This window comes from Sinorhizobium sp. B11 (assembly GCA_039725955.1).
GTDB lineage: Bacteria > Pseudomonadota > Alphaproteobacteria > Rhizobiales > Rhizobiaceae > Rhizobium.
In genome coordinates this window covers 274,343-300,613 of record CP091034.1, presented here as the reverse complement: position 1 = coordinate 300,613, position 26,271 = coordinate 274,343, and the positions used below count along the sequence as shown (strand labels likewise).

Sequence of the window (26,271 nt, the reverse complement as noted above, 5' to 3'; positions counted from 1 at the left end):
CCAAGATGCCGAAGGCCAATCCACGCCATCCGAAATTTCCGATTCCCGGCGGACCGGAGCTACGTGCCAGGGGCTGGCGGCAAGAGGCGTTGCTGCGGCTTCTGGAAAACGTTCTCTCGGTCGGCGAAGACCCTGACAATCTCGTCGTCTATGCAGCTCTCGGTAAGGCGGCGCGCAACTGGGCAGCGCATCGGGGCATCGTCAAGGCGCTCACCGAAATGGACGAGGATCAGACGTTGCTCATTCAGTCCGGCAAGCCGATTGGCCTCGTGAAGACCCATGCCAAGGCGCCGCTCGTCATCATGGCAAATTGCAACATTGTCGGCCAGTGGGCGAAGGCCGAGGTCTTCTACGAGCTGCAACGCAAGGGGCTGATCTGCTGGGGCGGGCTGACGGCCGGCGCTTGGCAATATATCGGCAGCCAGGGCGTCATTCAGGGCACCTACGAAATCTTCATGCGCATTGCCGAGCGTCGATTCGGCGGTGATCTCCAGGGGCGCTTCGTGTTGACGGCAGGGCTTGGCGGCATGGGTGGGGCGCAGCCGCTGGCGGGCCGCATGGCCGGCGCTGCCATCCTCTGCATCGACATCGATCCGGAACGCGCCCGCAAGCGCCAGCAGATCGGTTATCTGCAGGAGATCGCGCCCGATCTCGACAGCGCGCTCGCGATGATCGATGCCGCGGTCAAGGACAAGCGGGCGCTTTCCGTCGGGCTCGTTGGCAACGCCGCTGAGATCTATCCGGAAATTGCCCGGCGTGGCATCGTGCCCGATATCGTCACCGACCAGACCTCGGCGCATGACCTTGTCTATGGCTATGTGCCGAAGGGCATGAGCATCGATCAGGTGAAGGGACTGCGCGACGATGGCCAGGGCCAGTTGATGGCTGCCAGCCGTGCCTCGATCGTCGAGCACGTCACCGCTATGCTGGAATTCCAGAAGCGCGGCGCTGAAGTCTTCGACAATGGCAATCTCATCCGTACGCAGGCCCGCGAGGGTGGCGTTGCCAATGCTTTCGACATCCCGATCTTTACCGAAGCCTATCTGCGCCCGCTCTTTGCCCGCGCCATCGGCCCGTTCCGTTGGATGGCCCTTTCCGGTGAGGAGAGCGATATCGCCCGCATCGACGACCTGCTCCTGGAGATGTTTCCCGACAACAAGATCATCACCAACTGGATCCGCCTGGCGCGCGAGCATATTCCCTTCGAGGGGCTGCCGGCGCGTATTGCCTGGCTCGGCCATGGCGAGCGCACGGCGCTGGCGCGCCGCGTCAACGAACTGGTCGCCAATGGCGAACTCAAGGGACCGATCGCCTTCTCGCGCGACCATCTCGATGCCGGCGCCATGGCGCATCCGAACATCATGACGGAACGCATGAAGGATGGCTCCGATGCCATCGCCGACTGGCCGCTCATCGACGCGATGATGCTCTGCTCCTCGATGGCCGATCTCGTCGTCGTCCATTCCGGTGGCGGCGGTTATGCCGGTTACATGACGAGCTGCGGCGTGACCGTCGTTGCCGATGGCTCTGATGCCGCCGATGAACGGCTCGACCATTCGCTGACCAACGATACGGCACTCGGCGTCATGCGTTATGCCGATGCCGGTTATGAAGAGGCGCTGGACGAGGTGGCGAAGAAGGACGTGCCCTATATCCGGCTTGGCTGACAGCCGCCGTCAAAGATGCCGCGTTTCGGCAGGTGCTGCGTCATAACGATCATGCATGCCGTCGAAATAGGCGATCGGGGCGGCGGCAAGCTCTTCTGCGCTGGCGTCGTCAAGGCAGCTGACGGCGACGGCGATGAAGGGGCCGATCGTCTCATTGTCATTGCGGGCAAAGGAAGCCACGCCGCAATTTTCGCAGAAGAGATGCTGGATCGAGCCGGAAGCGAACTGATATTTGCGCAGCCGGTCACCGCCCGAAACCAGCCGGAAGTCATCGGTCTGCACAACAGCCAGCCAGCTGCGCTTCTTGCGGCAGATCGAACAATTGCACTTGAAAGTGCCTGCCGAAAGATCGAGCCCGGCTTCATAGGCAACGGCGCCGCAATGGCAGCTTCCATGATAGATTTTCTTCAAGGTGGTCCTCCGACTCGTATTTAACCTAGAAGTTAAATTAGTCGTCGCAGGGCGGAAGTCAAGGGAGGAGACGGGCGAGACGGCGCGCGGTCAGCGCGGACAGAAACGCGAGCGCCATCATCGTCAGCGTGAAAATCACGATCGCAGACCATCCCTCCACCGCCCAGAACCATCCGCCGGCAGAGCCCATGACGCTCGAGCCGATGTAATAGGCGAGCATGTAGAGCGAGGAGGCGTGACCCTTGGTGCCGGCAGCAAGTTTGCCCACCAGACCGCTTGCTACCGAATGCGTCATGAAGAAGCCGCTGGTCAGTACGATGATGCCGGTGATGATCAGCGGCAGCGAGGCCGAAAGCGTCAGAGCACAGCCTGCTGCAGTGATGACGATACCCGCCAGCAGCACCGTAGAATGGCCGAGCCTGTCGCCAAGGATGCCGCCGACCGAGGACGCGCCGATACCGAAGAGGTAGACCGTGAAGATCAAGCCGAGTTCGGTCTGGTTGAGATCATAGGGAGGTGCCACGAGGCGGAAGCCGGCATAGTTGTAGATCGTTACGAAGGAACCCATCGCGAAAAAGGCGATCATGAAGATGAAGGGTAGCGCCGGGTTGCTGAGGTGTCCGGACCACGCCTTCAGATGAAATTGCGGATCGAAGCCGGCGCGGCGCACGAAATTGCGCGAGGGCGGCAGTAGAGCAATGAAGCCGATCGCGGCGGCCAGGCCGATGGCGCCGATCAGGAACAGGGCCGGTCGCCAGGAAAGATATTCGGCGAAGATACCCGTCAGCACCCGGCCCGACATGCCGCCGAAGGCCGTGCCGCCGACATAGAGACCCATGGTGGCGCCGAGACCGCGCGGGTCGATCTCCTCCGCGAGATAGGCCATGGCAACGGCCGGAACCCCGCCCAGAACGAAGCCCTGCAGCGCGCGGATAATCAGCATCAGATGCCAGTTCGGTGCAAAGGCGGTGGCGATCGTCAGCACGGCGGCCCCAACCAGCGAAATCGACATGAGGCTGCGCCGGCCAAGCCCTTCGGAGACGGCAGCGGCACAGACGATGGCGATCGCCAGGAAGCCGGTGGAGAGGGACAGCGACAGCGAACTTTCAGCCGGGCTGACGGCAAATTCCTGCGAGAAGATCGGCAGGAGCGGCTGCACGCAGTAGAGCAGCGAGAAGGTGGCGAAACCCGAGAGGAAGAGTGCCAGGCTGGCGCGGCGATAAGCGCCGGTGCCACGCGTGAGATAGTGTTTCCGGTGGTTTTCTTCGGTCGTTTCAAGGCCGGCGACGTCTTGGATTGCAGAGTCGGACATTATCATTCCTTCCTGCCTCCCGATCTAGTCAGATCGCCTCCATTTGTCCAATATATGAGACAGGCGTTCTTGATAGCTTTTGGAGATAGCAATGGAGCTGCGGCATCTCAGGTATTTTCTGGCGGTGGCGGAAGAGGGCAATTTCACGAGGGCGGCTGCGCGCCTCGGCATCGGCCAGCCGCCGCTCAGCCAGCAGATCCGGGATCTTGAAACCGAAATCGGCGCCATGCTCTTCCATCGCGTGCCGCACGGGGCGGAATTGACCGCAGCCGGCGCCGCCTTTCTGCCGGAAGCGAAAGCGTCGCTCGCGGCAGCCGAGAAAGCACGGCTGGCGGCGCAAAGCGCCAATCGCGGCGAGACTGGCCGGTTGTCGCTCGGCTTCACCGCCTCCTCCGCCTTTAACCCCGTGGTCAGCACGACGATCCGCCGCTTTCAGGCCCGCTGGCCGGATGTGCAGTTGTCACTGACGGAAATGAACACGCTAGGCCTGATGCAGAAGCTGCAACATGGCGAACTGGATGCGACCTTCTTCCGCCCCGGCCGCGACGATCCCGATGGCATCAGGCTGAAGCGCCTGCCGGATGAACCAATGGTCGTCGCCCTGCCGGCAAGCCACGCGCTGGCAAAACGAAAGACGTTACCGCTGGCTCTGCTGGCGAAGGAGCCATTCATTCTTTTCCCGCGTCTCGTTGGCCTCAGCCTATATGATGACGTGGTGCGGGCCTGCCGCGAGGCGGGATTTGAGTTGAAGGTCGCTCAGGAGGCACCGCAAATTTCCTCGGTCGTCAACCTCGTTGCAGCCGATCTCGGTGTATCGATCGTTCCAGCGTCGATTTCACAGATCAAACTTGCCGGTGTTGCGTACCGGCCGATCGAAGGCCCGCCCGCCGTGGCGCGGCTGGCGCTTGCGGTGCTGCGCAGCCAGCGTTCTCCCGTGACCGAAAACCTGATGAGCCTTCTGAACTAGCAATCCGGATCCCAATAGGGCGGATCACCAAACGTCTTTTTCAGATGATCGGCGATGGCGCGCAGCTTGGCGGAAGGATTTCGGCCTTCGGGATGAGCCATGTAGATGAATTCCGGTTCGGGCTTGGCGCCGACGTCGATTTCCATGAGTCGTCCCTCGCGTATGGCGGGACCAGCGATGAAGGTCGGCAGCAGCGCGATGCCGAGGCCCTCGATCGCAGCATCATGCAGCATATCGCCGTTATTGATGCCGAGACCGAGCATCGCGCGGATGACGACGGTGCCCTCCTCTGTCTGGAAGCGCCAATCCGCAGCGCCGCGATTGGTATAGAAAATACCGCGATGGCCGTTGAGATCGGACAACGAAGCCGGCGTTCCGTGGTGTTCGACATAGTCGGGTGAGGCGACCAGCAGCCGGCGGCTGCGGGCAAGCTTCCAGGCGACCAGCCGTGAATCGGCGATGGCACCGTGGCGGATGATGGCGTCATAGCCGTCCGAGGCGGGATCGACGCGCCTGTCGTCCATATCGAGCGTGAGAGCGATCCGCGGATGCGCCTTCAAAAATGGGTAGAGCGCAGGACCGAGATGCAGGCGGCCGAAGCTCACGGGTGCTGCGATGCGCAGCGGACCGGAGAGTGTGCCGCGACGTTCGGCCATATCTGCCTCGGCATCCTCCATCTCGCGGACGATGCGCCCGGCGCGCTCCATAAAGGCTGCCCCATCCTCGGTCACGGTAAGCTTGCGCGTTGTGCGGTGGACGAGCATGGCGCCCAGCGTCTTTTCCAGCTCGGCCAGCCGTTCGCTGACAACCGACTTCGACAGGCGCAACCGCCGCGCGGCTTCGCTGACAGAACCTGCCTCCACTACGGCGACGAAAGCCGCTATCCCCTCAATCTTCATCATCGTTTGGCTCTATCATCGTTCGGCTTTTCCGAATTCGAACTCCGTGATCGGGAGACTAATCCGAACGAAAGAAGAATGCCATCTTCCAGTCATCGAAACGGGACGGCGTCGCCGATCCAACCCAGACTCAGGAGATGGAACTATGAATCGTCTGATCAACAAAGTGGCAATCGTTACCGGCGCAAGCTCGGGCATCGGTCGTGTGACTGCCAAGCTTTTTGCCGCCGAAGGCGCCAAGGTCGTCGTCGGTGCCCGCCGCCAGGCCGAGCTTGAAAGCCTGGTTGCGGAAATCAAGGCTGCCGGTGGCGATGCTGTTGCCGTGGCCGGCGACGTCCGCTCGGAAGACTATCACAAGGCGCTGGTCGCAGCCGCCGTCCAGAACTACGGCAAGCTCGATATCGCCTTCAACAATGCCGGCACGCTCGGCGAAGCAGGCCCGAGCACCGACGTCTCCGGAGCGGGCTTCAGCGATGCGCTGGCGATCAACCTGACGGCTTCGTTCCTTGCTGCCAAGCACCAGATCGCCGAAATGGTCAAGCACGGTGGCGGCTCGGTCGTCTTCACTTCGACCTTCGTCGGCTACAGCTTCGCTTTCCCCGGCGTTGCGGCCTATGCCGCCAGCAAGTCCGGCCTCATCGGCCTCACACAGGCGCTCGCCGCCGAATACGGCCCGCAGAACATTCGCGTCAACGCGATCCTGCCGGGTGCCGTCGATACGGACATGTATCGCGAGATGAACGATACGTCGGACAAGCAGGCCTTCATCACCAACCTGCATGCGCTGAAACGCGTTGCAGCGCCGGAAGAACTGGCCCGGTCGGTGCTGTATCTCGCATCCGACGATGCAAGCTTCGTCACCGGCACCGCGACGCTGGTTGATGGCGGCGCCTCGATCACCCGCACCTGACGGCTATGGTGCGATTATCCGCTGCAGTTGATGATTTCTGCCGAAAACAGCGGGTTATCGCGCCGGCCTTCCTCCCGCATGATCCCATCATCATCCCAGATATCCAGGGGAATAGGACAATGACTCGCCTTGCAAACAAGACAGCCCTGATTACCGGCGGCACCAGCGGTATCGGCCTTGAAACCGCCCGCCAGTTCATCGCCGAAGGCGCTCGCGTCGCCATTACCGGCAGCAGCGCCAAAAGCGTCGACGCCGCCCGCGCGGAATTCGGCGACAAGGTTCTCGCCATCCAGGCCGATGCCGGCAATGTCGCCCGTCAGGCTGGGGTTGCCGAAACGGTAAAGAACGCTTTCGGCACGCTCGACATTCTCTTCGTCAATGCCGGTATCGCGGAGTTCGGCCCGGTCGAGAGCTGGAGCGAAGCGGCTTTCGACAAGTCCTTCGCGATCAATGTCAAAGGCCCCTACTTCCTGATCCAGGCTCTGCTGCCGATTTTCTCGAAGAAGGCTTCGATCGTGCTGAACACCTCGATCAACGCCCATATCGGCATGCCGAATTCGAGTGTCTACTCGCTGACGAAGGGCGCGCTGCTGACGCTGGCCAAGACGCTGTCAGGTGAATTGATCGGTCGCGGCATCCGCGTCAATGCCATCAGTCCCGGCCCCATCTCTACACCGCTCTATGACAAGCTCGGCATGTCGGAAGCCGATTCCAAGGCGATGGCTTCCCATATCCAGTCGCAGATCCCGGCCGGCCGCTTCGGCGATGTCAGCGAAGTCGCCAAGACCATCGTGTTCTTCGCCTCTGACGAGGCTGCATATATCGTCGGCAGCGAACTCATCATCGACGGCGGCATGAGCAACCTCTGAGATTTCTCCTGCACATCAGAGGTATCGAGCAAAGGCCGCGGTGACGAGACGGCGGATCGCCGTTTCGATCGTCGTCGTGCCCTTCAGCGATTTCTCGCGGCCGCCCTCGAAATCGATCCAGCCCTCGTTGAAACCATCGAGCATGCGCATCCGTGGCTCTGGGTTCATCATGCCCTGGGTCCGGAACAGTTCCTCCCAGCTCTCACGCGGCACGATTTGCGCGGATACCGGTTTGCCAAGCGCCTTGGCAAAGGCTGCCGCGATCATGGCCGGGCTGACGCGCTCGCGGGCTTCCAGCTCTTCAACGCGTACGCCCTGCCAGTCTTCACGCAGCATCTTCGCACCGAGCGCGCCGATATCATCAACTGCAATCATCGGCACGGTGCGGTCGAGAGGCTGAAGGAAGCTTGGAATGATGCCGCTTTCGCGGGCTGGTGCCACATCCCAGGCAGCGTTTTCCATGAACCAGGCAGCGCGCAGGAAAGCGACCGGGATGGAGAGCGTCGAAAGCTCCTTCTCCACGATGCCCAGCTGGCTCAACAGGTTCGGCTGTTTCGCCTGTGCGCCGACGGTCGACAAGCAGACAAGTTTTTCTGGCCGCGCCGCCTCGAGCGCGGTCTTCAAGGTTGCCAGCATGCCTTTCACCTCCGGAAAACCCGGTGTGGGATCGAAAAGCGGTGGGATGACGAGAAAGACGCCTTCGGCGCCTCTGAACGCCGATGTCAGAGATATCGCGTCATTCATGTCGGCGACAGCAATATCGCAGTCCCGTTCCTTCCAGCCGGCGGCCTTTTCGGGGTTTCTTACGACCGCGCGAACCTCGGCGCCATCCTTCAGCAGATGATCGGCAACAGCGGCGCCGACCTGACCTGTCATTCCTGTTACAGCAAACATGGGGCAACTCCTTTACTGGGGTTGGCCCACTATGCCGATGCGCCATCTTTGACTGAAGTGCGCTTACGTCACATGATTAGTGACACCAGCGCAGCAATTCGCGATCTGCGTTCCGACTATCATCCGGATGTCGCAGACAGGCCTTGTTTCGACGCCCGATAGGGCATATCGGCTAGGAACATCTTTCCGCGTGACCGCTCCCTACCCCTTTCCTGTCGGAGCCTCGCCTCGTCTCTTCGGAGTTTTACATGCTGATCGGCATCCTGTGCGGTCTTGCCACCTGTGCGCTACGGGGGCTCAGCTTCGTTGCCCCGCGCGTCGTCGCACCCTATACGGCGATCGACCTGACGGTGGCGCGCTACGGGCTCTTTGCCGTCGTCAGCCTTATCCTGATGATCAATCCGCGTTTTCGCCCAGCGGGCTTGCGACGCTCGCTTGTTCTGACCGGCATCGCGCTCGGCAGCGTCGGCTATGTCGGTTATTTCATGAGTATTTCCTATGCCGTGCGCTACGCGGGCACGGCCATCCCCCCGCTCGTCATCGGCACCATGCCCGTACTGCTTGCCATCATCGCCAATCTCAGGGAGAAGGTCATTGGCTGGAGAGCGCTGGCCATACCGCTGATCCTGATAGCCATCGGCATCGGCTGGGTGAATGTCTCGATCTTTGCCACGACATCCGCCGGCGATCAGACCGAGATCCTGCTCGGCATCGCCGCCGCTCTGATCGGACTGGCGCTCTGGGTCACCTATGGCATGATGAGCGCTGCGGTCATGCAGTCGCAGGATGCGCCAAGCGCCATGCATTGGACCGCTCTGCAGGGGATCGGCGCCGGCATCGGCTCAGTCGTCCTCCTGCCCTTCACCTCGCTCGGGGAGGCAATCAGCTTCACCGGCGCGCAGACCTTTCACTTCGTGCTCTGGGCGGCCGTCATGGGCATTGCCGGATCGTGGCTTGCCACGCTGTGCTGGATGATTGCCTCGCGTATTCTGCCGCTGGCACTCGCCGCCCAGCTTATTGTTGCGGAGACGGTCTTCGGCCTGTTCTATGGCTTCCTGTTCGAGCAGCGCATGCCGACAGTGCCCGAAGCCGGCGGCGCGATCCTCCAGCTGATCGGCGTCGGAATGGCGATTGCGATCTTTACCCCGAAGCGGCCCAAGCCGGCCTGAGCATCGGCGATTGCATGTTTTCCGCCAAAGGCTTAGGGTTTTGCCCAATCAAAGAAGCGGCGGGAAAAACCATGGCTCTCAGCGGCAAACGCATCCTTCTCATCATCACAGGCGGCATCGCGGCCTACAAGAGTCTTGATCTCATCCGCCGCCTGCGGGAACGCGGCGCTTCCGTGCGTCCGATCATGACGAAGGGTGCGCAGGAGTTCGTGACCTCGCTTGCCGTCGGTGCGCTTGCGGCAGACCATGTCTTCACCGATCTCTTTTCCAGGCAGGATGAGCAGGATGTCGGGCATATCCGGCTGGCGCGCGATTGCGATCTGGTGCTGATCGCGCCCGCCACCGCCGACCTGATGGCCAAGATGGCGCATGGGCTTGCCGATGATCTCGCTTCCACGGTGCTGCTTGCCACCGATAGGCCGGTGCTTGCCGCACCCGCGATGAACCCTAAAATGTGGACGCATCCGGCGACGAAACGCAATATCGAGACCCTGCGGCGCGACGGTATCCGCTTCATCGGCCCGGTCGCCGGCGAGATGGCGGAGAGCCGCGAGGCCGGCACGGGCCGGATGGCGGAGCCGCTGGAGATCGTTGCGGCTGCCGAAGCACTGCTAGACGACGGGCCGAAGCCGCTCGCCGGCAGGAAGGCGATCGTCACATCAGGTCCGACGCATGAGCCAATCGATCCGGTGCGGTACATCGCCAACCGTTCCTCCGGCCGGCAGGGTCATGCCATTGCCGCGGCCCTGGCGCGGCTCGGCGCGGATGTGACGCTGGTGTCCGGCCCGGTGACGATCCCCGATCCGGCCGGTGTCAGGATGGTGCATGTCGAGCGCGCGGAAGAGATGCGCGACGCCGTGCTTGCCGCCCTTCCCGCCGATGTCGCGGTCATGGTGGCAGCCGTCGCCGACTGGCGGGTGGCTTCGGCCGCCGACCAGAAGCTTAAGAAGCATCCGGGTGAATCCATTCCGACACTGGCGTTGACCGAGAACCCGGATATCCTCAAGACCGTCGGCCATCACACGACGCGACCGAAACTCGTGATCGGGTTTGCGGCAGAGACACAGGATGTCGAGGCCAATGCCAAGCTGAAACTGGATCGCAAAGGCGCGGATCTGATCGTCGCCAACGACGTCTCGCCATCCACCGGCATCATGGGGGGTACGCGCAACAGCGTGAAGCTCATCCGGCGCGACGGCATCGAGCAATGGCCGGATCTATCCAAGGACGAGGTGGCGGTACGGCTGGCCGCGCTGATCGCCGAACAGCTTATGCGGGGATAGAAAAAGGTTCCGGCCTCGCAGCCGCAGGCTTTTCCGGCCGGAAAGACGTGATCTCAAGACCCTCGGCGCTGACGATCACAGCACTCCCATCAGGGATTTCCCGCCAGGCATCACCGTCATCGTTCAGCGGCTCGGAAACGAGGCAGTACCCCTTGGCAAGCGGCGAGGCATAGAGGGTGGGTGCCTTGCGGTCAGTGGCATAGCGAACCGCGTAAAGAGACTTTCCATCCGAGAAGGCCGCGGTGAAGCGCAGCAGCACGGATCCCAGAATATTCTCCGCCAGGCCTTCGACGAACGCGATTGTCTGCGCCATCGCAGCGATCGGTGCATCCCGAAGACCGAACTGCAGAGCGAGCAGGAACAGGAGTTCGGAATCCGTCGTGCCGCTGCGGGCATTGAAGAGTTCGTCATCCAGCATGGTTTCCATCGGCCGACGCAGACGCTCGAAACCGGAGATCTGGCCGTTGTGCATGAAAGACCAGGTTTCATGCGTGAAGGGATGGCAGTTGTCGCGGCGCGTGCCGCCGCCGGTCGCGGCCCTGACATGCGCGAGGAACAGTGGCGAGCGGATCTGCCGGGCCAGGCTCTTCAGATTGCAGTCGGACCATGCCGGCAGGATATCGCGGTAGCGGCCCGGCTCGGCCCGGTCACCATACCAGGCAATGCCGAAACCATCGCCATTCGTCGCCGTCTTGGCGCGGGTGGCGCAATGGGATTGCTCTATCAGGGAATGGGCGGGAGAGGATACCAGCTCCTCCAGATAGAGAGGGTCTCCGCGATAGGCTGCCCAGCGACACATGCTCTTGCTCCGGCCCGCCGCCTGCGCGGCAGGAATGCTGAAAACGTCTTCGATTGTCTGACGCTACGGCTAACAACAACTTAATGACTATCCGATTTGCCAGGCCAAGTTGACGAATTCTTGACGCTGATCGAGATCACTTTCCGCAAAAACAATAGGGATTTGCGTGATCGCAGCCATGGAAAATCAGACAGTTGCGCGACATAACCCAACGCCGGCTAAAAAACAGCCATGCGATTTTTTCTTGCATCTCCGGGGAATCGGCTTACGTTTAGATCATTATCAACGTAACGAAAGGAAGGTGATCCAATGTCTAATGAGTTTTCGGACCTCGTAACGGGCATGGAAGTGGTGATGGAAGCGAGGCAGCCCTCGCACTAAACCCCACCTTCCAGGGACCGCATAAGACGGTCCGGCCAATTACAGGCCAAACCTCATGGAAAGGGTCGCGAAAGCGGCCCTTTTTTATTGCCGCGGTGGCAATTGACGCTGGAACGAAAGCAACCTATTCATAAAGTCATCCGATGACTTTATGAATAGTGCCATGCAACCACTCAACAAAACAAACCTTGCCGATACGGCAACCGAAGCAATCCGCAGCGAGATATTCGCCAAGCGCTGGGCTGTCGGCGAGAAGCTGCCGAACGAGGCCACGCTTTCGGCCATGCTTTCGGTCAGCCGCGGCACGGTGCGCGAGGCTGTGCGCGTTCTCGTCTCGCAGGGTCTTCTGGAAACGCGGCAGGGCTCCGGCACTTATGTGCTTTCGACCACCGACAACAGCCGACCGCTCACAATGGCACGGCGCGCCAGCCTGCGCGACCAGTTCGAGGCGCGCTGTGCGCTTGATGTCGAGGGCGCACGGCTTGTCGCCATCCGCAAGACGCCTGATATCATCGCTGGGCTTCGCAGGCTGCTTGCCGAGCGCGGCAACTATGAAGGCGGCGATCCCGCAGGCTTTATCGAACGCGATCTTGCCTTCCACAAGGCCGTCATCGCCGCTTCGGGCAACCGGGCGATGATTGAAATCTACGATTTCTTCTCCATCTCCATCGCGGAAACCATCGCCGCCACGCTCGACAGGACCATTCCTGAGCCTGACATGCAAGCGCATCAGGCGATCGTCGACGCCATTGAGACGGGCAGCCCTGACAAGGCCGATGCTGCCGTGCGCGCCTTCATGGCACCCATCCTTTCCGCTCTCGACCGGATGCTTCTTTCATGACCATGACCGTACAGAATGTCACGTCCTCGTTTGACGCCGCCGACGAGACAATGATCGATGCCGAAATTGACAGCGTGCCTTCACCGCTGCCTCCGCAGAAGCAGAGCACAACAGCCCGCTTCCTGCTTGGCGCCAGCCTCGTGCTGATCGCCTTCAATCTGCGCCCGGTCTTTTCCAGTGCTTCCGCCCTGTTGCCGGAAATCCGTGGGGAACTCGGCCTGTCGCCACTCGGCGCCAGCCTGCTAACGACCTTGCCTGTCGTTTGCCTCGGCGCCTTTTCTCCGCTTGCTCCGCGGCTTGCCCAGCGCATCGGCTCGGAGCGAACGCTGCTCGGTGTGCTCCTGCTGCTGACGCTCGGTACGGCACTGCGTGGCTTTTCCTCTGTGCCTCTGCTCTTTTTCGGTACCGCTCTTGCCGGTGCTGCGATCGCCGTCGGCAACGTGCTGCTGCCCGGACTGGTGAAACGCGATTTCGCCGCGAATACGGCTCTGATGACCGGCCTTTATACGATGGCGCTCTGCGCGGGGGCCGCCAGTGCCGCCGGCCTGACGCTACCGATCGAACATGCGCTCGGCGGTTCGCTGGACGGCGCGCTCTCCGTCTGGGCGCTGCCTGCGCTCTTGGTCGGGCTCATATGGCTGCCGCAGGTCTTTGCGAGCAGCCGACAGGCCCGGCGCAGCGGTTTTCGCGTCGAAGGTCTGTGGCGGGATAAGCTTGCCTGGCAGGTCACGCTCTTCATGGGCCTGCAGTCGGCGCTCGCCTATTGCGTCTTCGGCTGGCTGGTGCCGATCCTGCGTGAGCGTGGTCTCGACGGCATTGTGGCCGGCGGCATAGTCTCGGTCTCCGTGATGGTGCAGGCCGCCGCCTGCCTCTTCGTGCCGCACATCGCCGTCCGAGGCAAGGATCAGCGACTCATCAACGTGACGCTCTGCGCTTTCGCTGTCGTCGCACTGCTCGGCCTGCTCTTTGCCCCGCTTTCCACCGTCTGGATCTGGGCCGTGCTGCAGGGCATCGGTCAGGGCGGGCTGATCGCAGCGGCGATGACCGCCATCGTGCTGCGTTCGCGCGACCCGCATGTCGCCGCTCACCTTTCCGGCATGGCACAATGCGTAGGCTATCTGCTTGCCGCCGTCGGCCCGTTCATCGTCGGCCTGATCCGCGGCTGGACTGGAAGTTTCGCATGGTGCGCCGTGCTGTTCGTCGCGCTAGGCCTTGGCGCCGCCTTCAACGGGTGGCGGGCCGGCCGGGCGCTGCATGTGAATGCGCGCACGGTCGAGAAAGGCGAATGAGCCAGCTTCACCTTCGCATCACCATCTCTTGATCTCCATCGAAGGGGTTCGGCTGCTACCCTATCTCAGCCGCATTCCGACCCGCCGGAGGAAAAATCCTTGCACTTCCGATCCCTGCTTCTGTTCGCCGCGCTGACCGCTACGCTCGCACCCGCGTTCTCCTTTGCGCAAGAGGCCGGTGAACGACGGGCTGCGTCAGCTCAGGGTTCCTCTCGCGAAGGCGTGCTCAAGCTGCTGCCGGGAGATTCCGTAACCGAGCACGAGATGACAACGGTCGACGGACGCAACATCGCCTACACGGCCACGGCTGGTACGCTCGATCTTTTCGGCCAGGATGGCGCGCAGAACGCCGCGATCTTCTACACCGCTTATATCGCCAAGGATGCCGGGCCGAACCGGCCGCTGACGTTCGCCTTCAATGGAGGCCCGGGCGCGGCTTCCGCCTTCCTGCATCTTGGACTTGTCGGCCCGCGCATACTCGATTTCGGGCCCGATGGCCGTGACGGCGCAAACGCGAAGCTCGTCGACAATCCCCACAGCTGGCTCGATTTCACCGATCTCGTGCTGATCGATCCTATCGGCACCGGATGGAGCCGTACGGTAAAGGCGGACGACGCCTCGAACTATTACAATGTCGGCAGCGACGCGCAGACGATGGCGAAGGCAATCGCCCTCTATGTCGCGCACAATAATCGTGCCAATTCGCCGAAATATCTGCTCGGCGAGAGCTATGGCGGCTTCCGCGCCGCAAAGGTCGCCTCGGCGCTGCAGCAAAACCAAGGCATCATCATTGCCGGCACCGTCATGCTTTCGCCGCTGCTCGAAGGCCAGCTGATGTTCAATGCCGACCAGTTCGCTTTGGGGGCTGCGCTGGAATTCCCCTCATTGGCAGCCGCCGAAGCCGACCGGCGCAAGAGCTTCAGCGAATCCGGCCAGCGCGATGCGGAGAAGTTTGCGCTTGGCGACTACCTCACCACGCTCGCCGGCCCGGCACCGACAGGGGACGCGGCAGCAAGCTTCTATAGCAGGATCTCCGGTCTTACAGGCATCCCTCAGGATATCGTCACCCGCAATCGCGGCTTCCTCGGCAATGCCTACGCCAAGCATTCCGGCAAGCAGGCGGGCGAGGTGATGAGCCCATACGACGCGGCCTTCGCAACGCCCGACCCCTATCCGGAATCCGATTACGACCGAGGCGACGATGCGATCCTCGACGGCTTTACCAGAGCCTATGGCGGCGCCTTCGCCGACTACGCCCGCAACGAGCTCGGCTTCAAGACAGAGATGACCTACACGCTGCTCGAAAACGATATCAGCCAGCGCTGGGAGTGGGGCGGCGGCCGCGGCGGCGGTTCACGTTTCCAGGCGAGCGCAACTGATGATATCAGGCAGATGCTTGCCTCCAACCCGTCCTTCCACCTGCTGATAGCCCACGGCTACAGCGATCTCGTAACACCCTACGGCGTCAGCCGCTATGTGGTCGATCACCTGCCGCCGTCCCTGGCGGGAAATCGCGTGTCGCTGAAACTCTATCGCGGAGGCCACATGTTCTATACGACAGCTGGCCAGCGCGCCGCATTCACGACGGATGCAAAAGCCTTTTATGCCGAGCATCCGGTGAGCCCGCCAGCGGATTGAACGACGATCGAGGGTTGCCGGAGGGCTGTGCTGACCTAGTTTCCCCGGCATGGCAAACAGCAATCAGCTATCAGAAGCTCCGCCGTCCGGCAGCGCTTCCCGGCAGGATGAAACCCTCTCCACACTCTCTTCCTATCTTCAAAACGGTGCATTCTTCCTCGATATAGACGGCACGCTCCTCGATCTCGCGCCGACGCCGGATGAGATATTCGTGCCGCCGTCGCTTCCCGCGCAGCTCGATACGCTCTCGCAGAGGTTCGGCGGGGCACTAGCTCTGGTGACCGGACGAGGCCTTACCTATGCCGACCGGCTCTTCGCTCCCTTCCAGTTTCCAATCGCCGGATTGCATGGAGCCGAGCGCCGCAGCCCTGACGGCAGCATCTTCAAAGTAGAGCCCACGGGCGAGTTCGAGAGACTGAAGATCGAGCTTCGGGCAGAAACGGCCAGCTGGACCGGCATCCTGATCGAGGACAAGGGCGCAGCCGTAGCCGCCCACTATCGCCTGGCGCCCGAGCGGTTGGCGGAACTTACCGTGCTGATCGAGCGTTTCGTGAACCGCGCAGGTCCGGACTGGACCCTCCAGCGCGGCAAGATGGTTCTGGAAATCCGGCCCGCCAGAGCCAACAAGGGCGATGCACTGGAGAGTTTTATCGCAACCCCGCCCTTCCTTGGCCGTCGTCCGATCGCCATTGGCGACGACATTACCGATGAGTCAATGTTCCGCGCCGCAAACAGGCTTGGCGGTTACTCCATCCGCGTCGGTGCACCTTCGCACGAGACAGACGCGCGCGGCATCCTGCCCTCCGCAGCGGTGGTCCGCGAGATCGTCGCGCGTTTTGCCGGCTGATTGCGTTTTGCAATTATTTCTAATGAAAGGAATTTGCCATGAGCCGCCTTGTCGTCGTTTCGAACCGCGTGCCCGTTCCGGAGAAGAAAGGGGCGGCATCTGCCGGCGGGCTCGCAGTGGCACTGGAGGCCGCCCTTGAAAAACGGGGGGGCGTCTGGATGGGCTGGTCGGGCAAAATCAACGACGCGGGCGAACCCGGACCGCTTGCGATCGAGCAGCGCGGCAACATCACCTATGCGCTAACCGATCTGACATCCAAAGATGTCGACGAATATTACTTCGGCTTTGCCAATCGCATGCTCTGGCCAATCTGTCATTATCGACTCGACCTCGCAGAATATGGGCGCACGGAAATGGCCGGCTATTTCCGTGTCAATCGCTTCTTCGCCCATCGGCTGGCGCCACTGATCAAGCCTGACGATATCATCTGGGTGCACGACTATCACCTGATCCCGCTTGCCGCCGAACTTCGACAGATGGGCATCAGGAACAAGATCGGCTTTTTCCTGCATATCCCCTGGCCGCCCGCCGACGTCCTCTTCGCCATGCCTGTCCATGACGAGATAATGCGGGGGCTCGCCGCCTACGATCTCGTCGGCTTCCAGACTGATCACGATCTGGAGAACTTCGCAGGCTGCCTGCGTCGGGAAGAGATGGGTGACATGATCAGCGAAGGGCTTTTCGTCGCCGGCGAGCGCAGGTTCCGCGGCGGAGCCTATCCGATTGCCATCGAGACGGCTGCCTTCGCGGAATTCGCGAGGAAAGCCGGCACTCACAGCATGGTCCTGAAGGCACAGCAGAGCATCGAAAACCGCAGCCTCATCATCGGCGTCGACCGGCTGGATTACTCCAAGGGCATCACCCAGCGCATCGACGCGTTTGAAAATTTCGTCACCAACAACCCGGCGCATCAGCGCAAGGTCACTTACCTGCAGATCACACCGAAATCCCGCTCCGAGGTGCCCGAATACGAGGCGATGCAGCGCATGGTCGCCGAACAGGCGGGCCGTGTGAACGGTGCACTCGGTACGGTCGATTGGGTGCCCATCCGCTACATCAACCGCTCCGTGAGCCGGCCGGTGCTTGCCGGCCTCTATCGGCTTGCCAAAGTCGGGCTTGTTACCCCATTGCGCGACGGCATGAACCTTGTCGCCAAGGAATATGTTGCCGCCCAGAACCCCGATGATCCTGGCGTTCTGGTCCTCTCCCGGTTCGCCGGTGCGGCGCGCGAGCTGAACGGCGCTCTGCTTGTGAACCCCTACGACATTGTCGGCACATCCAATGCGCTGGCGCGGGGGCTCAACATGCCGCTTCAGGAGCGCCAGGATCGCTGGCGGCGGATGATGGACCATCTGCTGGAACGCGACGTCTCGCGCTGGTGCAATGACTTTCTTGGTGATCTTGCCGCCTGAACGGTTTGACGGGCGCATCTGCCAGAAGATAATCTCGCTGACAACACGCGGAGGATTCCATGAAGATCAGTGCACGCAACCGCCTGAAGGGTAAGGTCGTGGAAGTGGTGAAGGGTGCGACGACGGCACATGTTCGCATCGATATCGGCAATGGCACCATCGTCACGGCCTCGATTACCAATGAAGCCGTGGACGAACTCGATCTCAAGGTCGGCGCCGAAGCCTATGCGGTCGTCAAGGCCTCCGACGTGATGGTGGCTGTCGACTGAGCTTCATGCCTCGGACATATCGCCGGTCTGAAAGTCGCCCGGCTGCGGCGGCGCAATGGGCGTGAAGAGCGTCCGATCCGGCTTCAGATCGAGGAGCGGCGTGCCATCGAGGCAATCCATGCCGCGCACAAGCAATGTATTACCTTCGACAGCTTCCAGCTTGACGATGGAGGTGCCGATCGGGTTCGGCCGAACGGGTGACCGCAGTGAGAAAGTACCATGCGTCTTGCCGTTGCGAGCCGGGCTCTGCAGCAAGAGGTCGCGCCGTGACTGGTGCAGCCAGTAAAGCACTTCGAGCCGCTCGAAACCCGCAACGCCCTGCAAAGCCGGCACCCAGGGGTCGAAGATCTCAATGCGGCAGAGCGGCCCGTCATGCCGGCCCTGACGCGGCGTCTCCATGCGCGAGGTCCACGGTGTGAAAATCCGACCGATGAAGACGAGGCCGGCGTCGGTTGCATCAGGCGGATTGTCCAGCAGCAGCTCGTTTTCGCGGATCTCGTTTTCTCGAACCATCATATGCTCTCCTTGCAAGACGGCACTATGCATGACGATGTGGTGGCTGGACTACACCGCATACCTTCAGGCCGGCAACGGATTTTCTGGCCAGTCCGCCGTCATATCCGCCTGAACGGGCCGCTCCATATAGGTGGAAAGTGCCACATAGCTTTTGGTAGAGGTCACGCCGGGAACGGAATGGACCTGGGACAGAAAAGCTTCCAGCGCGCGCGGGCTCTCGGTGCGCACCTTGAAGATGACGCTGGCGTCGCCGGCAACCGAATGCATTTCCTCCACTTCGGGAAAGCGGCAGAGCTGCATCAGCCTTTCACTTTTGCCCCAGCCTGCGGCCTCGACATGCACGAAGGCCAGCAATGGCTTGCCGAGCGCGGCGCCATCAAGTGCAGCATGCGCACCTTTCATGACGCCGGACCGGCGCAGCCGCTTGACGCGCTCGTGCACTGCAGGCGGCGACAGGTTGACGGTTTTTCCCAGGGCCGCATAGCTCTGCAGGGCATCCTCCGCCAGGGCGCCTAATATCCTTCGGTCGAAGAGGTCCAGTTGTTCGGGCCTTTGCCTGCTGCTTCGAATACCATTCGTTTCTTTCGTCATTCGGAAAATCTGCCTTATCGCCGAAGAATATTCGGCAATAATAGCGCCAAGCTTTCAGATATTCGAGGAGATCTTGAAATGGAACTGGTGAAGCACAGTCCTAGCGCCGGCATCTATGCGGCAACATCGGATTATATTCACGCGATGGAGGTCAGGAACCCCACCCGCTTTCTGTTCGTGAGCGGCACAATGGGCCTCGAGGCGGAGGGCGCGCCGGGCAAGGATCTATCGGTCCAGCTCGACCTTATCTGGTCGAACCTGCGGGCGATCCTTGCGGATGCCGGCATGGGGGTTCGCAATATCGTACGGTTGACCAGCTATCTCGGGGATGCTGGCCATGCCGAAGCAAACCAGGATGCACGGCTGGCCGCACTCGGTGATCATATCGTGCCGACCACCGCTATCGTTGTTCAAACGCTCCAGAAAGACTGGCTGGTGGAAATCGAAATCATCGCAGCCGCATGAGAGAATACCGCCCAGCATGGGAGAATGCCGCCCCGCGGGACAGGGCGGCAAAGGACGATCAGGCAGCCTGGCGGAGCAGGCCAAGGGCTTGGTCCAGGTCGATCTCTCCCATGAAGCTGCCGGTGCTTTCGGCCTTCTCCTGATGCTCGATCGCAAGCGCGAAACGAACAGCGGGCTCTTGCAGCATGCGCTGATAGAGATCATTTACCGCCGGAAACCGTCCGATATCGACGGTCTTGTGGAAGTCGTTCCAGCGGGCGATGCCGGTGAAATAGGCGTCGGCGAGGCCAGGCCGGTCGCCCAGCAACCATTTCCGGCCGGCAAGCAGGCGCTCCAGCGTCCGGTGAGCCTTCTCCACCTTGGCCTTGCCATAGGCAACGAGAATCTCCTTCTCCGCAGGCTCCAATTCATGCTCTACCGAGTGCCAGAGCGGGCTGAACGCGTTGAAGAAGCTCGTGTTCAGATAGGCGAGCATCTGGTTCAGACGATCGAAACCCACGGTGCCCTGCGCAAAGCCCAGTCCTTTGTCGATCGACTGCGCGCCTATATTGTTCAGGATTGCCATGCTTTCGCTGATCAGCCGGCCGTCCGGCAAGAGCAGCGACGGCGTTTCGCCGACCGTATTGATATGCCGGTATTCGTCCCCGGAGACGACCTCGGGCATCTGGATGCGGCAGAGGCGATACGGCAGGCCGGACCATTCCAATGCAACGATCGAACCGAAGGAGCAGCCTTCCGGCACGCCATAAAACAGTATGAGGGACATTATCGGGTCCTTTCCATGAGGATTTATTGACCCGCGCAATATGATTTCGTGGACGATGAAGCAGCAGACGACGATAATGCATCTTAAAGTCCACAGGCATGGAAGATGATATGGCGGCCTTCAATCTCAACGATCTTCAGCTATTTGTGCAGGCGGTTGAAAGCGGCAGCTTTACGGCTGCAGGGCGCCATCTCGGCATTCCGAAATCAACGATCAGCAAACGCGTGGCGGAACTGGAAGAAAGGCTTGGCGTGCGGCTGATCCAGCGCACATCACGAAGCTTCGCACTAACGGATATTGGCGGGGAGTTCTTCGAGCACGCGCAGGCCTCGATCATCGAAGCAGAAATGGCCGAGGGCATCGTCCGCAGCCGCCTTGCGGAGCCGAGCGGCACTGTCAGGCTGACGGCTGCCGTGCCGACCGCGCAGTTCATGCTCTCCAAACATCTGGCCGAGCTGACGGCGCGCTATCCAAAACTGAAATTATCGCTGCATGTGACGGACCGCTTCGTCGATATCGTTCAGGAGGGCTTCGATATTGCGCTGCGCAGCCACCGCTCGCCACTCGACGATTCCACGCTCGTACAGCGCCGGATCACCACCCACCCGTTCCTGCTCGTAGCCTCGCCCGATTATATCGCGAAATATGGAAAGCCCGAGCGACCCCAGGACATCGCCACCCACAAGGGGATCATGCCGAGCCTCTCCGGGGAGCAATGGCGACTTATTTCAGATGACGGCGCGGAAGTCGTGATAGGGCCCCAGCCTGTCATGGCCGCGGACGAACCGATGGTGCTGCTGAAAGCCGCTGCCGCCGGGATCGGGATAACCATCCTGCCTACCTCGGTCTGCGACGACGCGCTGCAAGATGGCCGGCTGATACGCCTGCTATCCGGCTGGACAGCAGGCAGCATCACGACGACGGCACTGATGCCGCACAGGCGCGGGCAGTTGCCATCCGTGCGCGCGGTTGTCGAGTTCCTCGTCGAGCGGCTGGCAGGATGATCAGGCGGCTTTGGCCGCGTGATACTCCTTGATCGCCACCATCCTGATGGCCGGATAGCGCTCCGCCTCATAACGGAGCGAGAAACCGTCCTGCGCCAGGAAGACCGGGTCACCGTCCAGGTCACGGGCGATATCGCCGCGCTTGACGGTCAGGAACTTGTCGAGTTCCGCAGCCTGGTCGGACGAAATCCAGCGGCAGACGGAGAAGCGCGACATTTCGAAGGAGACGGGCAGACCGTATTCGGCCATTAGCCGCTCCTTCAAGACATCGAGCTGCAGCGCTCCGACGACACCGACGATGGCCGGCGAGCCGTCTTCCGGCTGGAAGAGCTGGACCACGCCTTCTTCCGCCATTTGCTGCAGGGCCTCCTTCAGCTTCTTGGCCTTCATGGCGTCTTCCAGGCGGACACGGCGCAGGATTTCAGGCGAGAAGTTCGGCACACCCTGGAATACCAGGCTTTCGCCCTCCGTCAGCGTGTCGCCGATGCGCAGCGTGCCGTGGTTCGGGATACCGACCACATCGCCGGCGAAGGCCGTATCGGCCAGCTGGCGCTGCGAGGCGAAGAAGAACTGCGGCGCCGTCAGGCCGAGCTGCTTTCCTGTACGTGCCAGGCGGGCTTTCATGCCGCGCTCCAGCTTCCCGGAGCAGATTCGGGCAAAGGCGATGCGGTCGCGATGGTTCGGGTCCATGTTTGCCTGAATCTTGAAGACGAAGGCCGTCATCTTGTCTTCGGCGGCATGCACGGTTCTGATATCGGCGACCTGGTCGCGCGGCGGCGGCGCGAAATCGCCGAGCGCATTGATGAGATCGCGGACACCGAAATTGCGCAGCGCCGAGCCAAAGAAAACCGGCGTCATGTGGCCTTCGAGGAAGGACTCCCGGTCGAAGGGACGGCAGGCTTCGATTGCGAGCCCCACTTCTTCGATAAAGGCATCGCGCTCGTTTTCCGGCAGCCGGTCGGCGACACTCTGCGGTCCGTTGACCGGCGTAACGGCGACTTCCGTATCGGAGCCGCGCACGGTGTTTTCCTTCAGGTGGTAAGAGCCGCAGAAGGTCTTGGAGCGACCGATCGGCCAGGTGATCGGGGCTGTGTCGAGCGCCAGCTTCTCTTCGACTTCATCGAGGATTTCGAAGGGATCGCGGCTTTCGCGGTCCATCTTGTTGATGAACGTGATGATCGGAATGTCGCGCATGCGGCAGACTTCGAACAGTTTCAGCGTACGCGGCTCGATACCCTTGGCGGCGTCGATGACCATCACCGCGGCGTCCACCGCCGTCAGCGTGCGGTAGGTATCGTCGGCGAAGTCTTCGTGACCGGGTGTGTCGAGAATGTTGAAGACATTGCCTTCATATTCGAAGGTCATGACCGAGGTCACGACGGAGATGCCGCGCTCGCGCTCGATCTTCATCCAGTCCGAGCGGGTCTGCATGCGGTCCTTCTTCGCCTTCACCTCACCGGCGAGCTGAATGGCGCCGCCGAACAGCAGCAGCTTTTCGGTGAGCGTCGTCTTACCCGCGTCCGGGTGCGCGATAATAGCGAATGTGCGGCGGCGGGAGACCGCCTCGGCGAGACTTTCGGCCATAGTGTGAATCCTGTGGAATTGCGGCGTATCTAGCGATTAAAGCGCGCCATTGCAATTGACCTTGCTGCTTGCGGCGCGAAGTAATGCCGCATGACCATTCACACAGACACCCGCCCCACCCTCAATCTGATCCGCCTGCCGAATGGCCAGGGCCTGGATCTGCCCGCCTATGAAACGCGTGGTGCAGCCGGCATGGACCTGCGCGCGGCCATCGACGAGGACAAGCCCCTGGTGCTGGCGCCTGGCAGACGCGCGCTTGTTCCGACGGGCTTCGTCTTTGAAATCCCCGAGGGTTTCGAGGGCCAGGTACGCCCGCGTTCCGGCCTCGCCGCCAAGAATGGCGTCACCTGCCTCAACGCGCCCGGCACGGTCGACTGCGATTATCGCGGCGAAGTGAAGGTCATTCTCGTCAATCATGGCGAAGAGGATTTTACCATCACGCGCGGCATGCGCATCGCGCAGATGGTAATTGCACCCTTCACCCAAACCTTCATCGCCGAAGTCTCGGAGACCACCGAAACCGCGCGCGGGGCCGGCGGCTTCGGCTCGACTGGGGTATGAGCGCCGCGAATACGACCGGTCTCAATTTCCGACAGGACTATTTCAGCGACCCGGCAGCCTGGGCCGCCCTCGTCTCGCTTCTCGACGATACATTCGGCATCGATATCGATCCGTTGCGCGATCTCGGCGGTCCGGACCCGACAAGCATGCCCTTCGGCTGGTTTACCGATGAGGGTGTGCTTGCGGCCAATCTTTCCGCCTTCGCCATGCCCTTCGTCCTCAATGGCCGGCTCGTCAACGCGGCCGGGCTTCAATCCGGCGCAGTCCGTCCGTCGTGGCGCGGCCGAGGCCTCTATCGCGATGTGACGCAGAAGGCACTTGCCTGGTGCGAGGCACAAGGCTTCGAGGCAGTGATCCTCTATACGGACAAGCCCGCACTCTACGAGAAATATGGTTTCCGTCCGCTGCCGCTTCACAAATATGTCGGACAGGCGCCCATCGCCATGGATCATAGCGGATCACGGTCGCTTCAGCCTCGCGATACCGAGGATCTTGCCCTGCTCCAGGGTCTGCTTGCGACCCGCAAACCGGTATCCGAAACGCTTGCCGTCGCCAGCAGCCCGGCCATGTTTCTGATCAATACGCTTCTCGATACCGACGTCCGGCTGAGTTATCTCGAAGAGTACAAGGCAGCCGTCGCGTGGAAAATGCCGGCGGATGGCCATTTCGCTCTTCTCGATGTGGTCGCGGCAGAAATCCCCTCATTTGCCGCAATCCTTGCCGGCCTCGGCATTCTGGCGACGACAGTCGAAACGCACTTCCGCCCGGACAGGCTTCAATGGTCCGGCAAAGCAGTGCCTTACGAAAGCGGAACGCGGCTGATGGTGCGCGGGCTGAAAGAGATAGGTCTCGACCATCCCGCCATGCTCTCTCCACTGGCGGATTTCTGAGGCTATTTTTTCCGTATCAGGGGCGGCAGGCGACGCTTGACCGGCGAGGATTTGATCATCGACGTATTGGTCTCCGCCCGCTCGGCGACCTTGTCGAGAATGCTGTCCAGCTCTCCCATAGAGCGGACCACGAGCCGGGCGATAAAACAATCGTCTCCGGTCACCTTGTCGCACTCGATGAATTCGGGCGTGTCCTGGATAATACGCTCGACGATGTGAAGCTGGCCGGGCAGCGGACGCACCCGGACGATCGCCTGAAGCGGGTAGCCTATCGCCGCCGGATCGAGATCGATGGTGAAAAGCGTCACCACGCCGCGATCCTCAAGACGTCGCAGACGTTCCGCCGCACTCGGCGAAGAAAGTCCGACAGCCTGGGCGAGCTCTTTTAGGGAAATTCGCGAATTTCCGGCCAGTGCCTCTATCATTGCACGGTCAATATCGTCGACTGCCTGCATCTCGTTAGCCAACATGGCAAAACTCCTAACAAGATTAGGTTCATCCAGCCTTTCCCCTCTTTCAACTTATAGAAAATGCTGCGATGCCGCAATACAATTTCCCGCTAACGAACGGAGATGGCGATGCAGGATGAAATCAGAAGGGGTACAGCGGAGATGACGGGGGCGATGCTGATCTCGGGAACGATCGGCTGGTTCGTCGTCATGTCGGGTCAGCCGGTTAGCGGCGTGGTCTTCTGGCGCTGCTTCTTCGGGGCGCTGACACTGCTCGTGATCTGCACCGCGCTTGGCCTGCTGAGGCCTGGTATCATCAGCCTGCGGTCGCTCGCTATTGCCGTCTTCGGCGGCGTCGCGATCGTCTCCAACTGGCTGCTGCTGTTCGCCTCCTATTCGCACGCGTCAATCTCGATTGCGACGACGGTCTACAATACTCAGCCTTTCATGCTGCTTGCGCTCGGCGCACTCTTTCTGGGTGAGAAGATCACAGGCACCAAGCTGTTCTGGCTCGGGCTTTCCTTTGCCGGCATGGCGGCAATTGTCGAGGCGAAGCCGCAGGCCGATGCCGCCTCCGGCAGTTACGGTGTCGGCATTCTGTTGGCGCTCGGCGCGGCCTTCTTCTATGCGCTGGCCGCGCTTGCCGCCAAATGGCTGCGAGGCACGCCACCGCATCTAATCGCGCTGATCCAGGTTTCGACCGGCATCGTCATGCTGGCACCCATGACCGATTTTACCAACCTGCCGGCCGATAGCGGATCATGGCTGATCCTGATCACCGTCGGCGTTATCCACACCGGTCTCATGTATGTGCTGCTCTATGGTGCGATTCAGAAGCTGCCGACACATCTGACCGGCGCTCTGTCCTTCATCTATCCGGTCGCCGCGATCCTGGTCGACCGTTTGGCCTTCGGCCACGCATTGCAGCCGATGCAGATTGCCGGCGCGGTCGTCATTCTGCTTGCTGCGGCCGGCATGAACCTCGGCTGGTCGCCGGGCAGGCTTATCCGCCTGCCGGCGACCAGAAGCTGAGCTGTAACTTCAGCTTGTCTATTACTTCGCCTGACGCGTCGTTTCGAACAGGAACCAGGTGCGGCGTTCGCTCTGGTCGATCCAGTTCTCGATGAGGCTTGCGGTCGCCACGTCATTGTGCTCGTCGCAGACCTCATGCACTTCGCGCAGGATGGAGACGAGGTGAAGGTTGTCTTCGCGCAGTTCGGAGAGCATGTCTTCGGGGGTGACATAGTCTGCGTCATTGTCCGGGATGCGCTGCTGGCGGGCGATCTGGCCGATCGAGCGCAGCGTCGTGCCGCCGATCTTGCGAGCGCGTTCGGCAACCTCGTCCGTCATGTCGAAGATCTGTTCCGCCTGCTCGTCGAGCAGCAGATGGTAATCGCGAAAATGCGGGCCGGACATATGCCAGTGAAAATTCTTGGTCTTCACATAGAGCGCGAAGACATCAGCGAGCAACGCGGTCAACGCGGCCGAAATATCGGTGATCGCATTGGTCGGAAGGTCCGAGGGGGTCTTGAGCGGCGAACGTCTGCGGGCTTCGGCTGAGGTAGGCGACATGCATTCTCTCCTTGGT

28 protein-coding genes are annotated in these 26,271 nt (G+C 61.4%); 17 read left to right on the top strand and 11 right to left on the bottom strand.

The features are described 5' to 3' along the window. The first annotated feature begins 5 nt into the window (after window positions 1-5). Complete coding sequence (locus tag LVY75_11255) at window positions 6-1,667, top strand: urocanate hydratase (protein XAZ23811.1); 1,662 nt, start codon at window positions 6-8, stop codon at window positions 1,665-1,667. Window positions 1,668-1,676: 9 nt separating this feature from the next. On the opposite strand, the gene LVY75_11250 is transcribed toward LVY75_11255, so the two are convergent. Both LVY75_11250 and LVY75_11245 read right to left on the bottom strand, forming a co-directional pair. Beyond that, window positions 1,677-2,078 (bottom strand): GFA family protein, encoded by a 402-nt coding sequence (locus LVY75_11250; GenBank protein ID XAZ23810.1) that lies wholly within the window; start codon window positions 2,076-2,078, stop codon window positions 1,677-1,679. 58 nt (window positions 2,079-2,136) lie between these two features. After that, window positions 2,137-3,390, bottom strand: coding sequence for an MFS transporter (locus tag LVY75_11245; GenBank protein XAZ23809.1), 1,254 nt, complete (start codon window positions 3,388-3,390; stop codon window positions 2,137-2,139). A 91-nt stretch (window positions 3,391-3,481) separates the two neighbouring features. On the opposite strand from LVY75_11245, the gene LVY75_11240 reads away from it, so the two are divergent. Continuing rightward, a complete protein-coding gene (locus tag LVY75_11240) occupies window positions 3,482-4,357 on the top strand; it encodes a LysR family transcriptional regulator (GenBank protein ID XAZ23808.1) in 876 nt (291 codons plus the stop codon). Here LVY75_11240 and LVY75_11235 read toward each other — a convergent pair. Continuing rightward, window positions 4,354-5,259 (bottom strand): LysR family transcriptional regulator, encoded by a 906-nt coding sequence (locus LVY75_11235; protein ID XAZ23807.1) that lies wholly within the window; start codon window positions 5,257-5,259, stop codon window positions 4,354-4,356. The two genes, LVY75_11240 and LVY75_11235, sit on opposite strands and share 4 nt — an antisense overlap. A gap of 142 nt (window positions 5,260-5,401) precedes the next feature. Here LVY75_11235 and LVY75_11230 point away from each other — a divergent pair, with 142 nt between their 5' ends. Together LVY75_11230 and LVY75_11225 are read left to right on the top strand one after the other, a co-directional pair. After that, the gene (locus LVY75_11230) at window positions 5,402-6,166 is read left to right on the top strand and encodes an SDR family oxidoreductase (GenBank protein ID XAZ23806.1); all 765 of its coding nucleotides are present in this window, start codon (window positions 5,402-5,404) and stop codon (window positions 6,164-6,166) included. A gap of 119 nt (window positions 6,167-6,285) precedes the next feature. Then, a complete protein-coding gene (locus LVY75_11225; GenBank protein ID XAZ23805.1) occupies window positions 6,286-7,035 on the top strand; it encodes an SDR family oxidoreductase in 750 nt (249 codons plus the stop codon). Window positions 7,036-7,050: 15 nt separating this feature from the next. Here the strand turns inward: LVY75_11225 and LVY75_11220 are convergent, their stop codons facing one another. Continuing rightward, window positions 7,051-7,929, bottom strand: coding sequence for an NmrA family NAD(P)-binding protein (locus LVY75_11220; GenBank protein XAZ23804.1), 879 nt, complete (start codon window positions 7,927-7,929; stop codon window positions 7,051-7,053). A gap of 248 nt (window positions 7,930-8,177) precedes the next feature. Between LVY75_11220 and LVY75_11215 the strand changes: the two genes are divergently transcribed. Together LVY75_11215 and coaBC are read left to right on the top strand one after the other, a co-directional pair. Then, window positions 8,178-9,098 carry a DMT family transporter gene (locus LVY75_11215; protein ID XAZ23803.1) on the top strand — a complete coding sequence of 307 codons (921 nt, stop codon included), beginning with the start codon at window positions 8,178-8,180 and terminating at the stop codon, window positions 9,096-9,098. 71 nt (window positions 9,099-9,169) lie between these two features. Beyond that, entirely contained in the window at window positions 9,170-10,381 is a 1,212-nt protein-coding gene (gene coaBC, locus LVY75_11210; GenBank protein XAZ23802.1) for a bifunctional phosphopantothenoylcysteine decarboxylase/phosphopantothenate--cysteine ligase CoaBC, read from the top strand. On the opposite strand, the gene LVY75_11205 is transcribed toward coaBC, so the two are convergent. After that, entirely contained in the window at window positions 10,368-11,180 is an 813-nt protein-coding gene (locus LVY75_11205) for a class II glutamine amidotransferase (GenBank protein ID XAZ23801.1), read from the bottom strand. The two genes, coaBC and LVY75_11205, sit on opposite strands and share 14 nt — an antisense overlap. Before the next feature lie 544 nt (window positions 11,181-11,724). Here LVY75_11205 and LVY75_11200 point away from each other — a divergent pair. The 6 genes from LVY75_11200 (at window position 11,725) to LVY75_11175 (ending at window position 17,857) form a co-directional block, all read left to right on the top strand. Beyond that, on the top strand, window positions 11,725-12,402 hold the full coding sequence (locus tag LVY75_11200; protein XAZ23800.1) for a FadR family transcriptional regulator: 678 nt from the start codon (window positions 11,725-11,727) through the stop codon (window positions 12,400-12,402). Then, window positions 12,399-13,691: an MFS transporter gene (locus LVY75_11195; GenBank protein ID XAZ23799.1), complete on the top strand. Its 1,293-nt coding sequence runs from the start codon at window positions 12,399-12,401 to the stop codon at window positions 13,689-13,691. Before LVY75_11200 ends, LVY75_11195 begins: the two co-directional genes overlap by 4 nt. Window positions 13,692-13,790: 99 nt before the next feature. After that, entirely contained in the window at window positions 13,791-15,329 is a 1,539-nt protein-coding gene (locus LVY75_11190) for a carboxypeptidase (protein ID XAZ23798.1), read from the top strand. 49 nt (window positions 15,330-15,378) lie between these two features. Further along, window positions 15,379-16,176, top strand: a complete 798-nt coding sequence (gene otsB, locus LVY75_11185) for a trehalose-phosphatase (GenBank protein ID XAZ23797.1) — start codon at window positions 15,379-15,381, stop codon at window positions 16,174-16,176. Window positions 16,177-16,214: 38 nt separating this feature from the next. Next, the gene (gene otsA, locus LVY75_11180; GenBank protein ID XAZ23796.1) at window positions 16,215-17,588 is read left to right on the top strand and encodes an alpha,alpha-trehalose-phosphate synthase (UDP-forming); all 1,374 of its coding nucleotides are present in this window, start codon (window positions 16,215-16,217) and stop codon (window positions 17,586-17,588) included. 59 nt (window positions 17,589-17,647) lie between these two features. Then, window positions 17,648-17,857, top strand: coding sequence for a molybdopterin-binding protein (locus LVY75_11175; GenBank protein XAZ23795.1), 210 nt, complete (start codon window positions 17,648-17,650; stop codon window positions 17,855-17,857). Window positions 17,858-17,860: 3 nt separating this feature from the next. Here LVY75_11175 and tsaA read toward each other — a convergent pair whose 3' ends face one another. Both tsaA and LVY75_11165 read right to left on the bottom strand, forming a co-directional pair. Next, window positions 17,861-18,370, bottom strand: coding sequence for a tRNA (N6-threonylcarbamoyladenosine(37)-N6)-methyltransferase TrmO (gene tsaA / locus LVY75_11170; GenBank protein ID XAZ25693.1), 510 nt, complete (start codon window positions 18,368-18,370; stop codon window positions 17,861-17,863). 66 nt (window positions 18,371-18,436) lie between these two features. Beyond that, window positions 18,437-18,964, bottom strand: coding sequence for an Lrp/AsnC family transcriptional regulator (locus tag LVY75_11165; GenBank protein ID XAZ23794.1), 528 nt, complete (start codon window positions 18,962-18,964; stop codon window positions 18,437-18,439). A gap of 78 nt (window positions 18,965-19,042) precedes the next feature. On the opposite strand from LVY75_11165, the gene LVY75_11160 reads away from it, so the two are divergent. Continuing rightward, entirely contained in the window at window positions 19,043-19,429 is a 387-nt protein-coding gene (locus LVY75_11160) for a RidA family protein (protein ID XAZ23793.1), read from the top strand. Window positions 19,430-19,487: 58 nt separating this feature from the next. Here LVY75_11160 and LVY75_11155 read toward each other — a convergent pair whose 3' ends face one another. Next, on the bottom strand, window positions 19,488-20,195 hold the full coding sequence (locus LVY75_11155) for a glutathione binding-like protein (protein XAZ23792.1): 708 nt from the start codon (window positions 20,193-20,195) through the stop codon (window positions 19,488-19,490). 110 nt (window positions 20,196-20,305) lie between these two features. On the opposite strand from LVY75_11155, the gene LVY75_11150 reads away from it, so the two are divergent. Next, window positions 20,306-21,199: a LysR substrate-binding domain-containing protein gene (locus tag LVY75_11150; protein ID XAZ23791.1), complete on the top strand. Its 894-nt coding sequence runs from the start codon at window positions 20,306-20,308 to the stop codon at window positions 21,197-21,199. Here LVY75_11150 and LVY75_11145 read toward each other — a convergent pair whose 3' ends face one another. Next, entirely contained in the window at window positions 21,200-22,783 is a 1,584-nt protein-coding gene (locus LVY75_11145) for a peptide chain release factor 3 (GenBank protein XAZ23790.1), read from the bottom strand. 90 nt (window positions 22,784-22,873) lie between these two features. Here LVY75_11145 and dut point away from each other — a divergent pair, with 90 nt between their 5' ends. Together dut and LVY75_11135 are read left to right on the top strand one after the other, a co-directional pair. After that, on the top strand, window positions 22,874-23,344 hold the full coding sequence (dut, locus tag LVY75_11140; protein XAZ23789.1) for a dUTP diphosphatase: 471 nt from the start codon (window positions 22,874-22,876) through the stop codon (window positions 23,342-23,344). Further along, entirely contained in the window at window positions 23,341-24,234 is an 894-nt protein-coding gene (locus LVY75_11135) for a GNAT family N-acetyltransferase (protein ID XAZ23788.1), read from the top strand. The genes dut and LVY75_11135 overlap by 4 nt, the downstream gene beginning before the upstream one ends. Window positions 24,235-24,236: 2 nt before the next feature. On the opposite strand, the gene LVY75_11130 is transcribed toward LVY75_11135, so the two are convergent. Continuing rightward, window positions 24,237-24,701: an Lrp/AsnC family transcriptional regulator gene (locus tag LVY75_11130; GenBank protein XAZ25692.1), complete on the bottom strand. Its 465-nt coding sequence runs from the start codon at window positions 24,699-24,701 to the stop codon at window positions 24,237-24,239. Between the two features lie 111 nt (window positions 24,702-24,812). On the opposite strand from LVY75_11130, the gene LVY75_11125 reads away from it, so the two are divergent. Then, complete coding sequence (locus tag LVY75_11125) at window positions 24,813-25,715, top strand: DMT family transporter (GenBank protein XAZ23787.1); 903 nt, start codon at window positions 24,813-24,815, stop codon at window positions 25,713-25,715. 21 nt (window positions 25,716-25,736) lie between these two features. Here LVY75_11125 and LVY75_11120 read toward each other — a convergent pair whose 3' ends face one another. Beyond that, window positions 25,737-26,255, bottom strand: a complete 519-nt coding sequence (locus tag LVY75_11120; GenBank protein ID XAZ23786.1) for a DNA starvation/stationary phase protection protein — start codon at window positions 26,253-26,255, stop codon at window positions 25,737-25,739. Window positions 26,256-26,271 lie beyond the last annotated feature (16 nt).